The 16911-nt window shown below is 55.7% G+C and carries 16 protein-coding genes and 1 pseudogene; 9 read left to right on the forward strand and 8 right to left on the reverse strand.

Translation table 11 applies throughout. The features are described from left to right. Positions 1 to 478: 478 nt before the first annotated feature. Positions 479 to 898, forward strand: coding sequence for a polyribonucleotide nucleotidyltransferase (locus RGW60_RS15870; RefSeq protein WP_322205489.1), 420 nt, complete (start codon positions 479 to 481; stop codon positions 896 to 898). Between the two features lie 14 nt (positions 899 to 912). After that, positions 913 to 1809 (forward strand): cation diffusion facilitator family transporter, encoded by an 897-nt coding sequence (locus RGW60_RS15875; protein ID WP_322205491.1) that lies wholly within the window; start codon positions 913 to 915, stop codon positions 1807 to 1809. 23 nt (positions 1810 to 1832) lie between these two features. On the opposite strand, the gene RGW60_RS15880 is transcribed toward RGW60_RS15875, so the two are convergent. Continuing rightward, positions 1833 to 2576, reverse strand: a complete 744-nt coding sequence (locus RGW60_RS15880; protein ID WP_322205492.1) for a DUF6515 family protein — start codon at positions 2574 to 2576, stop codon at positions 1833 to 1835. On the opposite strand from RGW60_RS15880, the gene RGW60_RS15885 reads away from it, so the two are divergent. The 3 genes from RGW60_RS15885 (at position 2541) to RGW60_RS15895 (ending at position 4246) form a co-directional block, all read left to right on the forward strand. Continuing rightward, entirely contained in the window at positions 2541 to 3041 is a 501-nt protein-coding gene (locus RGW60_RS15885; RefSeq protein ID WP_322205493.1) for a hypothetical protein, read from the forward strand. The two genes, RGW60_RS15880 and RGW60_RS15885, sit on opposite strands and share 36 nt — an antisense overlap. Before the next feature lie 452 nt (positions 3042 to 3493). Then, the gene (locus RGW60_RS15890) at positions 3494 to 3973 is read left to right on the forward strand and encodes an Lrp/AsnC family transcriptional regulator (protein ID WP_322205494.1); all 480 of its coding nucleotides are present in this window, start codon (positions 3494 to 3496) and stop codon (positions 3971 to 3973) included. Positions 3974 to 4045: 72 nt separating this feature from the next. Then, entirely contained in the window at positions 4046 to 4246 is a 201-nt protein-coding gene (locus tag RGW60_RS15895) for a DUF2788 domain-containing protein (RefSeq protein WP_322206946.1), read from the forward strand. A gap of 50 nt (positions 4247 to 4296) precedes the next feature. On the opposite strand, the gene RGW60_RS15900 is transcribed toward RGW60_RS15895, so the two are convergent. The 4 genes and pseudogenes from RGW60_RS15900 to RGW60_RS15915 form a co-directional block, all read right to left on the reverse strand. Continuing rightward, entirely contained in the window at positions 4297 to 4926 is a 630-nt protein-coding gene (locus RGW60_RS15900) for a pseudouridine synthase (RefSeq protein ID WP_322205495.1), read from the reverse strand. A 74-nt stretch (positions 4927 to 5000) separates the two neighbouring features. Then, positions 5001 to 6473 carry an AMP nucleosidase gene (gene amn / locus RGW60_RS15905; RefSeq protein ID WP_322205496.1) on the reverse strand — a complete coding sequence of 491 codons (1473 nt, stop codon included), beginning with the start codon at positions 6471 to 6473 and terminating at the stop codon, positions 5001 to 5003. Positions 6474 to 6615: 142 nt separating this feature from the next. Further along, on the reverse strand, positions 6616 to 8265 hold the full coding sequence (locus RGW60_RS15910) for an acyl-CoA dehydrogenase family protein (protein ID WP_322205497.1): 1650 nt from the start codon (positions 8263 to 8265) through the stop codon (positions 6616 to 6618). Between the two features lie 227 nt (positions 8266 to 8492). After that, positions 8493 to 10421, reverse strand: a pseudogene (locus RGW60_RS15915) (7TM diverse intracellular signaling domain-containing protein); the annotation flags it as partial. Between the two features lie 399 nt (positions 10422 to 10820). Here RGW60_RS15915 and RGW60_RS15920 point away from each other — a divergent pair. Both RGW60_RS15920 and thiE read left to right on the forward strand, forming a co-directional pair. Beyond that, a complete protein-coding gene (locus tag RGW60_RS15920; protein WP_322205498.1) occupies positions 10821 to 11618 on the forward strand; it encodes a hydroxymethylpyrimidine/phosphomethylpyrimidine kinase in 798 nt (265 codons plus the stop codon). 37 nt (positions 11619 to 11655) lie between these two features. After that, positions 11656 to 12282, forward strand: coding sequence for a thiamine phosphate synthase (gene thiE, locus RGW60_RS15925; RefSeq protein ID WP_322205499.1), 627 nt, complete (start codon positions 11656 to 11658; stop codon positions 12280 to 12282). Positions 12283 to 12286: 4 nt separating this feature from the next. On the opposite strand, the gene RGW60_RS15930 is transcribed toward thiE, so the two are convergent. Beyond that, on the reverse strand, positions 12287 to 12814 hold the full coding sequence (locus tag RGW60_RS15930; RefSeq protein ID WP_322205500.1) for a methylated-DNA--[protein]-cysteine S-methyltransferase: 528 nt from the start codon (positions 12812 to 12814) through the stop codon (positions 12287 to 12289). Next, positions 12811 to 14256, reverse strand: coding sequence for a DNA-3-methyladenine glycosylase 2 family protein (locus RGW60_RS15935; protein WP_322205501.1), 1446 nt, complete (start codon positions 14254 to 14256; stop codon positions 12811 to 12813). The genes RGW60_RS15930 and RGW60_RS15935 overlap by 4 nt, the downstream gene beginning before the upstream one ends. Before the next feature lie 180 nt (positions 14257 to 14436). Here RGW60_RS15935 and hemL point away from each other — a divergent pair, with 180 nt between their 5' ends. Together hemL and RGW60_RS15945 are read left to right on the forward strand one after the other, a co-directional pair. Next, a complete protein-coding gene (hemL, locus tag RGW60_RS15940; RefSeq protein WP_322205502.1) occupies positions 14437 to 15720 on the forward strand; it encodes a glutamate-1-semialdehyde 2,1-aminomutase in 1284 nt (427 codons plus the stop codon). Positions 15721 to 15971: 251 nt separating this feature from the next. Further along, positions 15972 to 16520 (forward strand): tetratricopeptide repeat protein, encoded by a 549-nt coding sequence (locus RGW60_RS15945; protein WP_322205503.1) that lies wholly within the window; start codon positions 15972 to 15974, stop codon positions 16518 to 16520. A 40-nt stretch (positions 16521 to 16560) separates the two neighbouring features. On the opposite strand, the gene RGW60_RS15950 is transcribed toward RGW60_RS15945, so the two are convergent. Then, positions 16561 to 16887 carry a DUF1820 family protein gene (locus tag RGW60_RS15950; protein WP_065833723.1) on the reverse strand — a complete coding sequence of 109 codons (327 nt, stop codon included), beginning with the start codon at positions 16885 to 16887 and terminating at the stop codon, positions 16561 to 16563. Positions 16888 to 16911 lie beyond the last annotated feature (24 nt).

Consider the following 16911-nt stretch of genomic DNA (forward strand, 5'->3'; position numbering starts at 1 on the left):
AACGTTATAGGCCCGTCAAAGCCACTGATGAGTGTGTCCTATTCTTGCCCGAAGAGCATGCGTCAGCCTGACACCATTCGAACTCGCTTGAATAAAGGGCGAGATTTGCGCACCCGCTGCTTCCATCACGAACCTCTTTTGTGGCGGCCACTTTTTGGGCTGCATCGGGACATTTCGAAAGTCATCAAATGGATTGATCCATCCGTGCATGCTTGGCTCAAGAGTCACGACAGAGTGCCTGACACGCTGTCCGACTGGGGAAAATGGAAGCAGCACCCGAGCCCACGCAGCCTGTCGAATGATCTAATAGGTAAAGAAAGCAGTTGGCACACTGCGTTGCCATCGTTGCTCTAAAGGCCGATGACTGCCGCTGATACAGCCACACCCCCATCACCCAATCGCACGAAGCACCACACCAATAGTCTTAGCTACGAAGCATTTGCCTTGTATAGTTGCGCCTTTCTTTCAGGAGATCCTCATGCGCATACCCTCCCGTTTCATCGGCGGCGTCTTGGTCGCCGCACTGCTGACTCAAATGACCGCTTGCGGCAGTATTTTTTACCCTGATCGTCGCGGGCAGATTGACGGTAAGGTCGACCCCTTGATTATCGGTCTCGACGCCATCGGCCTGTTGTTCTACATCATTCCTGGAATAATCGCGTTTGCGGTGGACTTCACCACGGGCGCGATTTACCTCCCCGCTGGCAAGACTGCTCAGATCAATCCGGAAAAACTGCGCCCGGCGATCAAGGCTGACGGTACTGTCGATAACAGCAAGTTGCAGGCCATCCTCGAAACCGAACTAGGCCGCAGCCTGCCGCTCGATGATCCCCGCCTGATCCAGCACCGAGGCAGCGCGCAACAACTGGCCATGCTTGGCTTGAAGCCCGCCGCCTGATTATGGAAACCGTTATGACCGTCAGCACAGAACACGAACGCCTGTTGCGTCTGGCAACACGAGCGTCGCTGGCGGTGGCCGCCATTTTGATCGTTGCCAAAGGTATAGCCTGGTGGTTTAGCGGTTCGGTCAGTCTGCTTGCAGGCTTGACCGACTCGGCGCTGGACGGTGCCGCGTCGTTCCTTAACTTGCTCGCGGTGCATTACGCACTGCGTCCCGCCGATGATGATCACCGTTATGGGCATGGCAAAGCTGAGGCGCTGTCTGGCATCGCGCAGTCGTTGTTTATCGGCGTAAGTGCGGTATTGATTGCATATCAGGCCATTGAGCGCATGTTGCACCCGAGCCCATTGGGCGCGCCGGGGTTGGGCATCGCGGTGATGGTGTTGTCGATTGCGCTCACCGTGGCGCTGTTGATGCTGCAGCACAAAGTCATTCGCGAAACCGGCTCGACCGCTATTCGCGCCGACTCGCTGCATTACCGATCCGATCTGTTACTCAACGCCAGTATTTTGGTCGCGCTGATCCTCGCGTTAGTCGGCTTCCAGCAACTGGACGCGTATTTTGGTTTGGCGATTGCGGTGTACATCCTTTGGAGTTCGGTCCAGATCGCGCGGGAAACTGTTTCCGTGCTAATGGATGAAGAACTGCCGCCAGAGATTAGCCTGCACATGCTGAGCTTGGCGCGCGGTGTGCCTGGTGTACTCGGAGCGCATGATTTGCGCACACGGATATCAGGCAACCACTGGTTCGTTCAGTTGCATCTGGAACTACCGGGGCATTTGACGCTGTCGGTTGCTCACACTTTATGTGATCACGTGGCCGATGCTATCGAGGGCGAGTACCCAAAAGCGGAAGTACTGGTACACGCCGACCCTCGAGACGTCTTACTACAACCAGCCGTCATTTAACAGCTGGTTTGTTCACGCTACAGCTAGTTGACGCTATAGCCACGTCCTGCCAAACAGCCTGCCATTGCTCGTCGGTAAACATCAACGACCTGAGGCGAGGGTGCATAGGTCGCAACTTGCGGATCAAAGCCGCTCTGGTTGACGCCAAACAGGTGGCAGTCATACATATCTTGCTGTTGCTGCTCCTGGCTCTGACCGTTGACCGGGTAAGCGACCGGGTCATAGCTGTACGTAGACGCCTCTCGTGGCGGTTGAGCGTCCGGGGTGTAGATTGGCTCAACATTTTGTGGCGGCTCGGAAACCACATAGTCTTGAGTGTCAGGTTGGTACAAGTAATAAGTGCCTGCCGCAACGAAAAAAAGCGTACTGCCCAGCCAGACTTCCTGCGAATACGACGGCAAGTCGTGGACACGAACGCCCCGTGGGGGCTCAACAATCACGTAGCGTGGGCCTTGCGGGCGATACCAGTAGCCGCCGGAATAGAAGTAGTCCTGACCGTGCCAGCCAATCCGTGAATGGTCATCTGGCATCCTATTGATCACATAACCTGGGCGATACTGCGGGCCTGGGCCCCAGCCATCACCATGTCCGTCCGGCCGACCATGCCAATGATCATTGCCCGGACGACCGTCGCCACCACCGAGCCGCGGAGGAGATCCGCCGCCCTGCCAGTGTTCATTTGAGTTGCTCTCACGATGGTCCTGGAAGTCCCCACGGCGAGAGGACTGAGATTGGCGCGCTTCTTCGGGACGACCCTGGATTGGCAAACGTACCGGCTCAGGCTGACGTTGCTGCTGGCGCTGTTGCTGTTGTACCTGCTGCTGACGTTGCTGATCCTGCTGCTGGCGCTGTTGCTGTTGCACCTGCTGCTGGCGTTGCTGATCCTGCTGCTGGCGCTGTTGCTGTTGCACCTGCTGCTGACGTTGCTGGTCTTGTTGCTGGCGCTGTTGCTGTTGCACCTGCTGCTGACGTTGCTGGTCTTGTTGCTGATGCTGCAACTGCTCTTGGTGCTCTTGGTGCTGTTGTTGCTGTTGCTGCACTTGATGTTGCTGTTGCTGCATCTGCTGTTGCTGTTGCTGCACCTGCTGATGTTGTTGTTGCTCTTGCTGATGCTGCTGGCCACTCTGAGGACGGCCAGCGGAATGCTCATGATTATCACCTTGACCATCATTCGGACTCTCTGCCAGCGCCGGAGTGCTAGTACCCAAACACATCAAAACAACACCTGCTAAATGCCAGATGCACGATTTCATGCTTTCCTCACAGTGGTGCAAATGCCCATTAATAAAACTGCCTTGTGGATGCTCCATGGGGCAGCACTCTAACAGTCCATTGGACAGCATGCGGGCGCTTTTAGTGGAACGGCGCGCACAATTAAAAGGGAGCCTGATGGCTCCCTTTCGGAATGGGTCCGTGCTCAACGCTTATGGCATTGGCTCACCTCACGCCGTCTTCTAAACGGTGTGTAGCCCGGTGGCCTGACAACCTTGTAGGGTTGGCGGCCGCAGCTAACCTGATTCGGAGAGCCGCGCTGGACGCTATATCCGGGCAGTGATTCTGTTAATAAGAATAGGCCCGAGCCACCAGCAGCGGATTGCGAATATCGCCTTCAAAAACATAACTTGCGCAATTTTTTACTTCATATCCATAATATCGCGCAATAGATCTTGTAAAGGTGCGAACAGTGAGCAAGCTCGATAGATATGACCTAAGTATTTTGGCGGAACTTCAACGGGACGCGCGCATTTCCAATCAAGAGCTGGCTGAGCGCATAGGCTTGTCACCCTCCCCCTGCTCTCGACGGGTAAAGCAGCTGGAAGATGATGGCTATATCTCCCGTCAGGTCGCTTTGCTAGACCGTAAAAAACTAGGCTTGAGCCTGACTGCCTATGTGCTGATAGGCATGGACCGTCACACCCCGGAGCGCTTCGAGCACTTTGAGCAACAGATTCGCGGCCTGCCACAGGTGCTGGAGTGCAGCTTGGTCACAGGGATGGATGCCGATTATCAACTCAAGGTAGTAGTGCCCGACATGGACCATTATCAGAAATTGCTACTGGGCCATTTGACCCGCATTGAAGGCGTCACCAGCGTCCGATCAAGTTTTGTCCTGAATCAAGTACTCGCTAGCACCGAATTACCGTTGACGCACCTGCGACCTTAAGTGCAAGCGCAGTACCTCGGACGTTGCGTATAATCGTGGCGCATCGCCGACTGGATGGAGAGATTGATGAACGTGGACCCCGCAGTATTTGAAGAGTGGATGATGACAATTCTGGTCACTATCCTCGTCGGTTTCATGGGTTTTATCGTTTGGGACTTGGCTAAAAAATCCAAAGCCGGCAAGTTTGGCACCATGATCCTGTTCTTCGTACTAGGATTGGGAATTCTCGCGTTTGTGATCAAAAGTGTTGTGATTGCGTTTATTGAAGCGTAATTCCGCTAAAGACATTGAAGGATTTACTACCCCTGTTGAAGCGAATTTATTTAAAGCTTCGCAGGCACTTCTCGCCACTGCCCCTGATCCAGCCCTTCGATCGTCCAGTCACCAATCCGTACCCGCACCAGACGCAAAGTCGGCAACCCCACAGCAGCAGTCATACGTCGAACTTGGCGGTTGCGGCCTTCCTTAATGATCAACTCTAACCAACTGGTCGGCAGGTGCTGGCGAAACCGTACCGGCGGAGTGCGCGGCCAGAGTTGCGGTTCGGCCAACTGACGCACCTGTGCTGGCAACGTCGGGCCATCGTTAAGTTCAACGCCATCGCGCAGACGTTGCAATTGCTCTTGCGTCGGTTCACCGTCAACCTGAACCCAATAGGTTTTGGCCAATTTGTGTTTAGGATCGGCAATTCTGGCCTGCAATTGACCGTCATTGGTTAGCAGCAATAAACCTTCGCTATCACGGTCCAGACGCCCCGCTGGATAGATGCCGGGAATATCAATGAAATTTTTGAGCGTTGGTCTTCCGTCTGCGTCGCTAAATTGCGTCAGCACATCGAACGGCTTGTTGAACAGAATCAACTTGGGTTCGGCAGGCGGGGCTTTGGCAACGCGACGCGTATTGCTTGGCGGGCTAGTGGTATGGCGAGACGCAGGACGTTGAATGCGTGGCATGACAGTTCAGAATTCGAAAACAGAAAGGGCCACTTTAGTGGCCCTTTCAGTAAATACCTAACCGAGCCGCTCAATTAACGGAACGGCGGCTCATCGAAGCTGCGCAGTTTGCGTGAGTGCAGCGAGTTAAGCTGCGTGCGTAACAGGTCAACCGCCGCGATGCCAATTTTCAAATGCTGACTGACTGCACGTTCGTAGAAAGCGTTGGCCGAGCCGGGCAGCTTAATTTCGCTGTGCAGCGGTTTATCCGACACACAAAGCAACGTGCCGTAGGGCACCCGCAGGCGATAACCTTGAGCAGCAATGGTGCCGCTTTCCATGTCCACAGCGACTGCGCGGGACAAGTTGATCAGCGGACGCTCCTGGGCCCAACGCAATTCCCAGTTTCGGTCGTCGTACGTCAAGACCGTGCCAGTGCGAAGGCGCTTTTTGAGGTCATCGCCGCGCTCGCCAGTGACTTGTGCAGCCGCTTCCTGCAACGCGAGCTGTACTTCAGCCAATGCCGGAATTGGAATGTTCGGCGGCACGACCCGGTCGAGAATGCCATCGCGGCGCATATAGGCGTGGGCCAGCACGTAATCACCAATGGTCTGCGATTGGCGCAGGCCGCCGCAGTGACCGATCATCAGCCAGCAATGCGGACGCAGTACCGCCAAGTGATCGGTGATATTTTTGGCGTTGGACGGCCCGACACCAATGTTTACCAGTGTTACACCGTGACCGTCAGAGGCGATCAAGTGATACGCCGGCATCTGATAGCGATGCCATACCACACCGGCAACCACCGCCTGTGCCTCATCATGGTTCATGTTTTTGTCGACAACTACGTTGCCCGGCAAAACCATGCGCAGAAAACGTGGGTTGTCTCGCAGTTGCTCCAGACCATGAGCGATGAACTGGTCAACATAACGGTGATAGTTGGTCAGCAAAATCCAAGGCTGCACATGGCGCCAGTCGCTTCCGGTGTAATGCACCAGACGGCGCAGAGAAAAATCCACCCGCGCCGCGTCGAACAGCGCTAAAGGCAGAGGGTCGGTGTTAGCCCAGTCGTACAAGCCATCAGCTATGCCATCAGTGGCGGCCGACAGGTCGGTGCTCGGAAAAACCCGGGCCAGCGCAGCGGCGGTAACGCCGGAACCGGCCAATTCGTCGCCCTGTTCGACCACATAAGGGTAAGGAATGTTTTGCTCGCTGACACCCACCGTTACCGTGACGGTAAAGTCGTTCATCAAGGGCACCAGTTGCTCAAGCAAATAGGCGCGAAACGACGACGGATGGGTAACGGTGACGCTGTAAGTGCCAGGCAGTTGAACTTTGGCATAGGCCCGAGTCGTCAACGGCACTTCACCCTGGCACGAATAAACAAGGCGCAACTCTGGGTAGCGAAACAGTTCACGCTCTGCCGCCGTCGGTTCCACACGGTCTTTGAGATACCGCTTGAGCGCTTGGCTCAATGCGCTGGTAGCGCGTTCATGCAACACAGCGAGGCGGTCTACAGCTTGCTCGGCAGTTTCAACGACAATAAAAGCTTCGGTCACGTTACACATCCTGTCTGATCTTGCAGGCTTGTATCTTGCCTGCATCTCCCTGCGGGAGCCAACTTGTTGGCGAAACGTTGCGTCAGACATACGGTGTCAAACTCTCCGCCAGCCAGTTGGCTCCCACAAAAGGCGTCAAAGACCGCAGCCATCACTCCACTTGCGGCGACGACCTGGCTACCAGCGCAGTGACGTCAACGCCTCTGGGAAGTGCACCATACACCCGGCCTGCCGAACTCAATCGGCTGCTGATGAAGCCGTCACTGACGCTGGCGTTACCGGCTTGAAGCAGCAGTTTTGCTTGCAGGGCTAAGGCGATGTCTTCGGTCAGCTGCCGCGCGCGATATTGAATGTCAGTGGTGTCCTTGAACGCGTTTTTCAGCTGATCGATGTGGCCAGCCAATCGCCGGTCGCCATGACCGTCGCCCAATTCGTCGAACAACGCGTCCAGTACGCCCGGCTCTTTCGACAGCGCGCGCAACACGTCAAGGCATTGCACGTTGCCGGAACCTTCCCACGTCGAGTTCACCGGGGCCTCACGGTACAGACGCGGCAAAATACTGTCTTCGACGTAACCGGCGCCTCCCATGCATTCAGCCGCCTCGTTGATCATCGCGGGAGCGCGCTTGCAGATCCAATACTTGCCCACCGCCGTGACCAACCGAGCGAAGCGGCCTTCCTGCGAATCTTGCAGATGATCCAGCGCTCGGCCCATGCGCAGGGTCAGTGCGAGTGCTGCCTCGCTCTCCAACGCCAAATCGGCCAGTACGTTTTGCATCAGCGGTTGTTCGCTTAGCATTCGGCCACCGACACTACGATGCGCACAATGATGAGCAGCCTGGGTCAAGGCCTGACGCATCAAGGCGCTGGAGCCAACCATGCAATCAAAACGGGTCATGGCGACCATCTCAATAATCGTCGGTACGCCACGGCCTTCTTCGCCGATCATCCAGGCCAGTGCGCCGCGAAACTCAACCTCACTAGACGCGTTCGAGCAGTTTCCCAGTTTGTTTTTGAGGCGTTGAATATAGAACTCATTACGGCTGTCGTCCGGCCGATGGCGCGGCAATAGAAAACAGGACAGGCCTTTTTCGGTTTGCGCCAACGTCAGAAATGCATCACACATCGGAGCAGAGCAAAACCATTTATGTCCGACCAACTCATAAGCTTGTCCCGGTCCAACGGTACTCACCGGATAGGCCTTGGTGGTATTGGCGCGCACATCGGTGCCACCCTGTTTTTCGGTCATTGCCATGCCGATGGTCGCACCCGCTTTATGGCCAATACCTACATTGCGCGGGTCATATTCAGTGGCCAGAATTTTCGGCAGCCAAATGTTGGCCAGATCAGGCTGGATTTTCATCGCCGGCACACTGGCAAAGGTCATGGTTAACGGGCAACCGCTTCCCGCTTCGGCTTGGCTGTGCAAGTAGCTCATCGCCGCACGCGCAACATGGGCGCCGGGTTGCGGATCGGTCCAGGGGAGCGACGGCAACCCATGTTCAACGGCGGCACGCATCAGTTCGTGGTAAGCAGGGTGGAACTCGACAAGATCAATCCGATGCCCGTAACGGTCGTGACTGACAAACACCGGTTTGTTTTCATTGGCCAGAAAACCGGCAATCATCAACGGGCCGCCAGCGAGGGAGCCGTAGGCGTCAATTCGCGACTGCGCCCAGCCAGCCCCAAAACGCAGAGACCATTCCTGCAAAGGTAAATCAATGCGGTACAGGTTAACGCCGTCCAATGAAGGAGGCTGATTAGTCACTTCATGGGTTTCGGCGAACTGGTGCAGGTTCATGGGCCGCTCCTGTCTCGAACGCGCCGAAAGGGCACGCCCGTAAAAAGAAGTGAATCACGCGCGACAAGGCTTTACAAAGCGCCATATCGGACTTAGATACCGGTGTTTTCACCTTAAAACCATATGAAAACTCGCTCCAACGGTGTCTCTCCAGCACGCCAAATCGCCGGTCAGATCGTGTGAATCACCGACGTGCAACGCTGCGATTCAACCTCGGAACGGCACAGTTCGAGGCGCAGAGTGAAGCAACTGCCCCGTCCAGGCTCGGATTGGTGGCTCAACGTTCCGCCCACTAATTCAATCAGTTGTCGACAGATAGCGAGGCCAATACCCAATCCGCCATATTCGCGGGTCATTGAGCTGTCCACCTGGAAAAACGTCTGATATAGCGCGGCTTCGTCCAAACGACTAAAGCCTATTCCACTGTCGATCACGTCAATCCGTACAGAGTATCTTTGCTGATTATCGGACTTCCCGGTAATTTTCAAAATCACGCTGCCAGCCTTGGTGAATTTAATCGCGTTATCCAACAAGCAACCCATGCACTGTTGCAATTTGCTCACGTCGCCCAGCAGGCTGTCGGGAAGCGAATCATCCAGCTCGATGACAAAACTCAAATGCTTGACCTGAGCCGCACCGACGTATTGCCTACGTAGATCCGCCATCAACCGACGCAGGCTGAACGGCTCATTGACTGCATACAACTTGCCCGCCTGCAATTGGGTAAGGGTCAAAATACCATTGACCATGCCCATCATGTCCTGAGCAGAATCGGCGGCGGTTTGTTGGTAGAGGCTGAGTTCGCTGTCCATCGGTAGCATCTGCATCAACTCCAATGAGCCAATCACACCGTTCATGGGTGTGCGCAATTCATGGGTCAATGTGGCCAGAAACTCATCCTTTAGCCGGTTACTGGTTGCCAACTGTTGATTCACGCGCTCAAGGTTTTGACCGGCTTCTAACACAATCTGCGCCTGCTGCTCGCGCATCATATTGATGCGATCAGCCAGCGCCAGCGACAGCAGCGCCACTTCCAATACTGAACCTATCTGGCTGGAATACATGGTGAAAAAGTTGTTAGGTAGATAACCCATCAGCATGAACGCGTTAATTAGCCCGCCTGTCAGGAATAGCGACCAAGCAACGATGTAATACCGTGCCACGCGCAGCCCACGAATCTTGGCGGTAATCCCCGTGGCGACGATCACCAATGTGAACAGCAATACCAAACCGGTTGCCAGTCGCAGCGCGACACCGTAATCCACGGTTATCGACAAGACCATGACCGCAGCCGCAAAGGCCATGAGCAGCAGCAGCGAACGATCAAGCCAGCGGTTAAGCGAGGGTGTCTGGAGGAAGTGTCGAGAAAACTGACTGGCAAAAAATACTGCCGAACCCACCAGAAACGGGGTGGAAGCATTAGCCCACCATGGATTTTCTGGCCAGAAAAACTCAATGCCAGCGCCATTTACCGAGATCTGATATAGACCAAATGACGAAATATAGAGGATGTAATACAGGTAGCTGGTATCGCGTACACCGACGTAGATAAACAGGTTGTAAACCAACATCCCCATCAACATACCGTAGATCAGCCCGAGCACATAAATGCGCGCTGGCTGCGCTTCGATGTAGGCGTGGCTCGACCAAAGCGCAAGCGGAGCCTGAATTGAACCATGCCCGGCGACCCGCACGTAAAGCGTCTTAACCTCATCGGGAGGCAAGTTCAGGTCGAAAAGGAAGTTGTTCTGCTTAATCTGACGGCTGGAGAAGGGCAACATGTCCCCGGTCTGCCACGCCAATCGAAAGCGCCCTGAGGCATCGGCAGTGTATAGATCGACGTGATCCATCGGGGGATAGGCCATTTCTAATAACCAATCCGGCCGAGCATCTAATTGTTTCGGGCGAAATTGCAGTTCGACTTTCAACCAATAAGCCGAGCGCGAGTAACCCGCGTTAAGCGCGTCTGCATTTTGATCACGAAACCGAACCTGCAGGGCCGGGTCGCTTACCTCTTCAATCGTCGCCTCACCCGTAACATCTTCAAACACCTGAACTGCTCGCCCTAGGGGCAAGTTGCGAGTGTTTTCGTCGAACTCGACGGCATCGGCCAGCAACGGCAACCAAGCAACCAGCATAATCAGCAAATAGCGCATACAGCCCCAGAGTGGCCCGTCCGACTGGTCGCAAAGCCTCTTTTCCCTTTGAGACAACGTCAGCCCACAGATCCTGTTGTTGATATGGAAATGAGTCCGCACGGTGTGAGACTAACTTTATAATGTGTCAGCATGTTTCATCAACAAGTCAGCATCCCGTCATTCGAAGCTGAAACTGGCGTATACCGTTCGTCAGAAGCTGCGAGCATAACGGCGAAACGTAAGTCGACACCACACTTTTAAATGGAAAGAAGGCTCTAGAACGGGCATTACAGCAGTTTATGCGTCTATTAAATGACGCAGCCAAGCTAACAAGCCCGATATTACCGTTTGCGCAAACAAAAAAAATCCTACGCCCGCGAGCGGCCGCAGAAAAGTTTGGTGGTAAGCTCGCGCACCATGACTATCTATAGCTCCCGCCCCGTTGTCCTTTGTCTCTCCGGCCACGACCCTAGTGGCGGCGCCGGCATGCAGGCCGATATTGAAGCCCTTCTCGCTCAAGGCTGCCACGCTGCACCGGCAATCACCGCCCTGACCGTACAAGACACCGTTAACGTGACCGATTTCCGGGTGCTGGACCGGGATTGGGTATTGGCGCAAGCCAATGCAGTGCTTAACGACTCCACGGTGGCCGCGGTCAAGTTGGGCATGCTCGGTTCGCTGGAAATGGTCGACACTGTCGTTGGCCTGCTGGAAGTTCATCCGCATCTGCCGTTGGTGTGCGATCCGGTTCTGCGGGCTGGTGGTGGGGGTCGCTTGGGCAAGGATGAAGTCGGTTATGCCATGCGAGAGCGTCTTCTGCCATTGGCAACCATTGCAACCCCTAATCTGCCCGAAGCACGCATCCTCGCCGAGCTGCCCGAAGGTACTGCGGACGAATGCGCTGAAAAGCTGCTGCCGTTCTGCAAGCATTTGCTGATTACCGGCGGCCACGGTGACGAAGACCTTATTCACAATCGCTTGTACATTCGTGGTGGCCGGACGCTTACGTTTACCTGCCAGCGTTTGCCTGGCAGTTATCACGGCTCTGGCTGCACGTTGGCCAGCGCTCTGGCTGGACGCTTGGCACTGGGGGAAAATTTGATCAGTGCGGTGCAATCGGCGCTCAACTACACGTGGCGTACGCTGCGAGACGCTGAACAGTTGGGTAAAGGGCAATTTGTTCCGCGCCGTTTACCACTGGATTTTTGCTCGTGATACGACGTTTTGGGGCCCGCCCGATGAAGCTACAACAATGAAATTACGTGGCTTGTATGCCGTTACTGATAGCCAACTGTTGGCTGGCAAGTTTTTGTCTTACGTCGAAGCCGCTCTCGAGGGTGGCGTAACCCTGCTGCAATACCGTGACAAAAGCGGTGACGAAACTCGCCGCCTGCGTGAAGCGGATACGCTTCTGCGTCTGTGCGAACGCTATAAGACTCAATTGATTATTAACGACGACGCAGAATTGGCGGCGCGTCTCGGCGTCGGCGTGCACCTTGGGCAGACCGATGGCTCGCTGCACACGGCTCGCGCACTGCTGCGGCATAAAGCGATCATCGGCGCGACGTGCCATGGCCAACTGGAACTGGCCGCTCAAGCCAAGGCCGATGGTGCGAGCTATGTCGCATTTGGACGCTTTTTCAACTCAAATACCAAGCCGGGTGCGCCGGTCGCCGATCTCGATTTGTTGGATCAGGCGCGTGCTCGCATTCACTTGCCGATTGCAGTGATTGGCGGCATCACGCTGGAAAATGCTGCGCCTCTGGTGGAGCATGGCGCCGATTTACTGGCCGTGGTTCACGGTTTATTCGGAGCTGACAGCACCCAAGAAGTCACCCGCCGCGCCAAGGCCTTTAACGCCTTGTTCAAACACAGCTAGTTAGCTACTCGTTCGAACTGACCAGCTCGAACTCAAATCCGACGAGCCTGCCGCTCATGTTTTCCAGTGACAGCAACGCCTGTTTGCGATCAACCCCGCCCGCGTAGCCTGTAAGGCCACCGCCGCCTCCGATGACCCGGTGGCAGGGAATAATGATCGATATCGGATTTCGGCCATTGGCAGTGCCTACTGCTCGCGAATGTCCGCTGCTCAACCCCATGCTCTTTGCCAGGGTGCCGTAAGACACAATCTCGCCATACGGAATCAACGACAGTTGCTGCCAGACCAGGCGTTGGAACGGCGTGCCGCGCATTACCAGCGGTAAATTGAACACCCGCCGTTCGCCTTTGAAAAACTCATCCAGTTGCTCGCGCGCCAAGCTTACGACCTTTGGAACTGAGAGCTCGTCAGGCGTGAATACCAAATCGGGATAGTATTTTTGACCCACGAAAAAAACTCCGGTCAATGCGTCATCTTCCACACGCAGGGCGATATCGCCGAGCGGACTCGCTGCTATATAGCCCTGACTCATGATTTCGCTGCCTCGTGTTGTCGCCACAGGTGCACGGTGGCATAAGCGCGCCACGGTGCCCACTGACTGGCGTGTTCATTCAAGAGTGCCGCCGCTGAATAGCCCAAGTGTTTTTTCAGTACCGCATCCCCTTCCGGGAACGCGTTGGGCCAACCGAGCGCGCGCATGGCGATATATTGCACGGTCCACTCGCCGACGCCGCGTATAGCGCGCAATGCAGTCAGTGTTTCTTCCAGCGGAACCAGTGGTTCGAGGATTATTCGACCGGACGCCACTGCCTGTGCGACAGCAATGATGGCCTCAGCGCGGATACGAATCAGCCCGGTGGCGATCAAATCCTCGGCCGACAGTTGAGCAATGTCGCCTGCCGCTGGGAATGCACTGAACAGACCAAACGGCGCATCCGGCACTTTTGCGCCGAACCGCTCGGCGATTCGACCCAATACCACTCGGGCGTTCGCCACCGATATTTGCTGCCCGACAATCGCGCGCACCGCAATTTCAAATCCGTCGACTGCACCCGGAACGCGCATACCCGGCAGATCCGCCGCCAACGCACCTAGGTGAGCGTCGATAAGATCGGGCCGACAATCGGTATCGAATATACGGCGCACACGCCCCAGAAGCGGCGCAATCCCATATTGCAAAGACGCCGAAGCAGTCACCAACAAACTATGCCGCAACGGCGCATGCTCAATACTGATCCATCCCATTAGTGGCCGTCCCGCGTGCTCAAACGCGATGATCCGCGTGTAGCGGTCTTCACCTACCTGCTCGACACCACGAATCTGACGATGAGCAAGAAAGTCGAGCACCCCACGCCAGGCAAACGGAGGCCGATAGGACAGCTCAAATTTCATCACGTGTGAATCCGGCGCACGACTCATCTTTCTCAGCCGTAACGGACTCAACCCGTATTGCGACTGAAATAACGCATTGAAACGTCTGACGCTGCCAAAACCTGCGGCTAACGCCACTTCAGTCACTGACATCTGAGTATCCGTCAGCAGCCGCTTGGCAATTAACAAACGCTGGGTGCGCGTGTACGCGGTCATCGACACACCGAACTCAGCTTCAAAAATCCGACGCAGGTGTCGGGTTGTAATACCCACACGGCCGGCCAGTGCTGAAAGGTTTTTGCCGCTAAGGAAACCTTCTTCAATCAATCGTGCGGCGGCTTGCGCCAATCCAGTGGAGAGGTCGAGCACTCTATGACCGGGCGCGAGTTCCGGGCGGCAGCGCAAGCACGGACGATAGCCCGCATGTTCTGCCGCGGCCGCGCTGGAGTAGAAGCTGCAGTTTTTGGCATGAGGCGCTCGCGCTGGGCATATGGGACGGCAATAGATGCCCGTCGAAGTTACCCCCATGAAAAACCAACCATCAAAGCGGCGGTCTCGGGCGACGAAGGCGGCATAGCAAACCCGCGGATCAAGAGTGTTCATGGGCAGGACTGTAATTGAGGCGCCTGGAAAAGTCTGGCCAAATTCGGACATGTATAGCCCTGACGGACGTAGGTATAATCCGTCCCCTGCACATTCTGGACAACCGCCTACGCTGACCAGCAAGCGCCGCCGCTGTGATCCGCGCAGAACATATTTCTGGTTAAAAAGCTGAGACCCATCATGTCCCGTTCTGAAATCCTGTTTGCCAACGCTCAAAAACACATCCCTGGCGGCGTCAATTCGCCAGTTCGGGCTTTCAAAAGCGTGGGTGGCACGCCGCTGTTCTTTAAGCACGCGGCAGGTGCTTACGTCACTGATGAAGACGACAAGCGTTACGTGGATTACGTCGGTTCATGGGGACCGATGATTCTCGGCCACAGCCACCCGGAAGTCCTCGACGCCGTGCGTAAGCAGCTGGAACATGGTCTGTCGTATGGCGCGCCGACTGCGCTGGAAACCGAAATGGCCGACTTGGTCTGCACCCTTGTGCCATCGATGGAGATGGTGCGGATGGTCAGCTCCGGCACCGAAGCGACCATGAGTGCAATTCGCCTGGCCCGAGGCTTCACCGGCCGCGACAGCATTATTAAATTCGAAGGCTGCTACCACGGCCACTCCGACAGCCTGTTGGTAAAAGCCGGCTCCGGTGCGTTGACTCAAGGCGTGCCAAGTTCGGCAGGCGTCCCTGCCGCGTTTGCCAAACACACCTTGACCACCGCGTTCAACGACATTGATGCAGTCGCAAAAATGCTCGATGAAGTGGGAAACGAAGTGGCGTGCATCATTGTTGAGCCGGTTGCCGGCAACATGAACTGCGTGCCGCCAGCACCCGGTTTCCTGGAAGGCTTGCGCACGTTGTGTGACCACCACGGCGTGGTGTTGATTTTCGACGAAGTGATGACCGGTTTCCGTGTCGCATTGGGCGGCGCCCAGGCGCATTACGGTGTCACGCCAGATTTGAGCACGTTCGGCAAGATCATCGGCGGTGGTATGCCGGTCGGCTGTTTCGGCGGCAAACGCGAAATCATGTCGCACATCGCACCGCTAGGTCCGGTTTATCAGGCCGGTACATTATCAGGTAACCCATTGGCCATGGCCGCTGGCCTGGCTACTCTTCGCCTGATAAGCCGCCCCGGCTTTCATGCCGAGCTCAGCGCATTCACCACCCGCCTGCTCGTGGGCTTGCAACAATGCGCCGATGCTGCGGGCATTCCTTTCGTGACCACACAGGCCGGTGGCATGTTTGGCCTATATTTCAGCGGCCTTCCGGAGATCGTGACCTTCAACGACGTAATGACCAGCGACGCGGATCGCTTCAAGCGTTTCTTCCACGCGATGTTGGACGGTGGTGTGTACTTGGCACCGAGTGCTTTCGAGGCGGGCTTCACCTCAATCGCGCATGGCGAAACCGAACTGCAACTGACCCTCGATGCTGCGGCAAAGGCATTTGCCGCGCTGAAATAAGCCTTTTTCAGGAGCCCACTTATTGGCGGAAGGCTTGATGCGGCGGGACAGTTACGCCGCTTCACCAACAAGTGGGCGCCTACAGAGGGTTATGGATTACGGGAATCCCTCGCAAAATCAGGCACATCAAGCCCGTGTAGCAGAAATTCCGTAAAGACTTTGTAAGGTTGGCCCCGCTTATTTCATAATGTGCCGCCAGCGCGTTCTGCTGGACGGGTACGCCCGCACCTTTTAGAGGTAAGTCGATTCCCATGAACCGCACCGGCCGCACCCTTGCTTTGGGCTGCCTGATGCTTCTTCATCCCCTGCTGGTGAATGCAGGTGGCAACTCGTTGTTAATACCAGCGGTGGGTCGCTGCACCCTCAATACTCAGCCAGACAACCTGCCTGATGCATTGGCAGCCTGCCAAAAAGCTGCGCAAGCTGGGGACGCACAAGCACAATTCGAGTTGGGGCAGTTTTACTACAACGGTAAAAATGCGCCTCGCGACCTTGCCCAAGCGTTAAATTATTTCGAAAAGGCTTCGCTGCAAGGCCATGCTGAGGCTCAGTATCGTCTCGGTTTAATGTTTTTTCACGGCGAAGGCGTTCAAGCCAACAACATTCAGGCGTATATCGTGCTGAAGATGGCGGCCGTCAATGGCTCAGAAGACGCGCTGGACAGTGCAGATGAAGTGTCCGCGAAGATGAAGCGCGATGAGCTGGAAGTGGCGACCCAAGTGCTTGGGCAGATCTTCCGCAATTACCTGCAAGAGCTGCAAACGGCTGAAGGTCGTACCCCGTTCGCCCCGCTGCCTTAAATCACTAAGCCGGTCAGCCTCACAGTCCTGATTCAATCGTTTATTTATCCGGCATCGGCATCGGGAATGGCATTACATTGCTGGTGCCCCGGGCCTCGCTGATCTTCGGCGTACCGACGCGCTCTACTTCATCAATGCGCACTATCGAGTGCATTGGCACAAAACTGCGCACTACGCCTTCGAACTGAGCTTTTAGTTTTTCTTCGCTGGGGTCCACCACCACGGTTGTACGCTCACCGAAGACGAATTCTTCCACCTCAAGGAAACCCCACAGATCGCTCTGATAGATTTGCTTGGCGTACATTTCGAACACCTGGCCCTGGTTGAGAAAAATCACCTTATAAATTGGAGCTTCGCGTTTGGTCATGGCGGGGGGGTAAAAATCGGGGGC

Source organism: Pseudomonas sp. AB6 (genome assembly GCF_034314105.1).
Lineage (GTDB): Bacteria > Pseudomonadota > Gammaproteobacteria > Pseudomonadales > Pseudomonadaceae > Aquipseudomonas.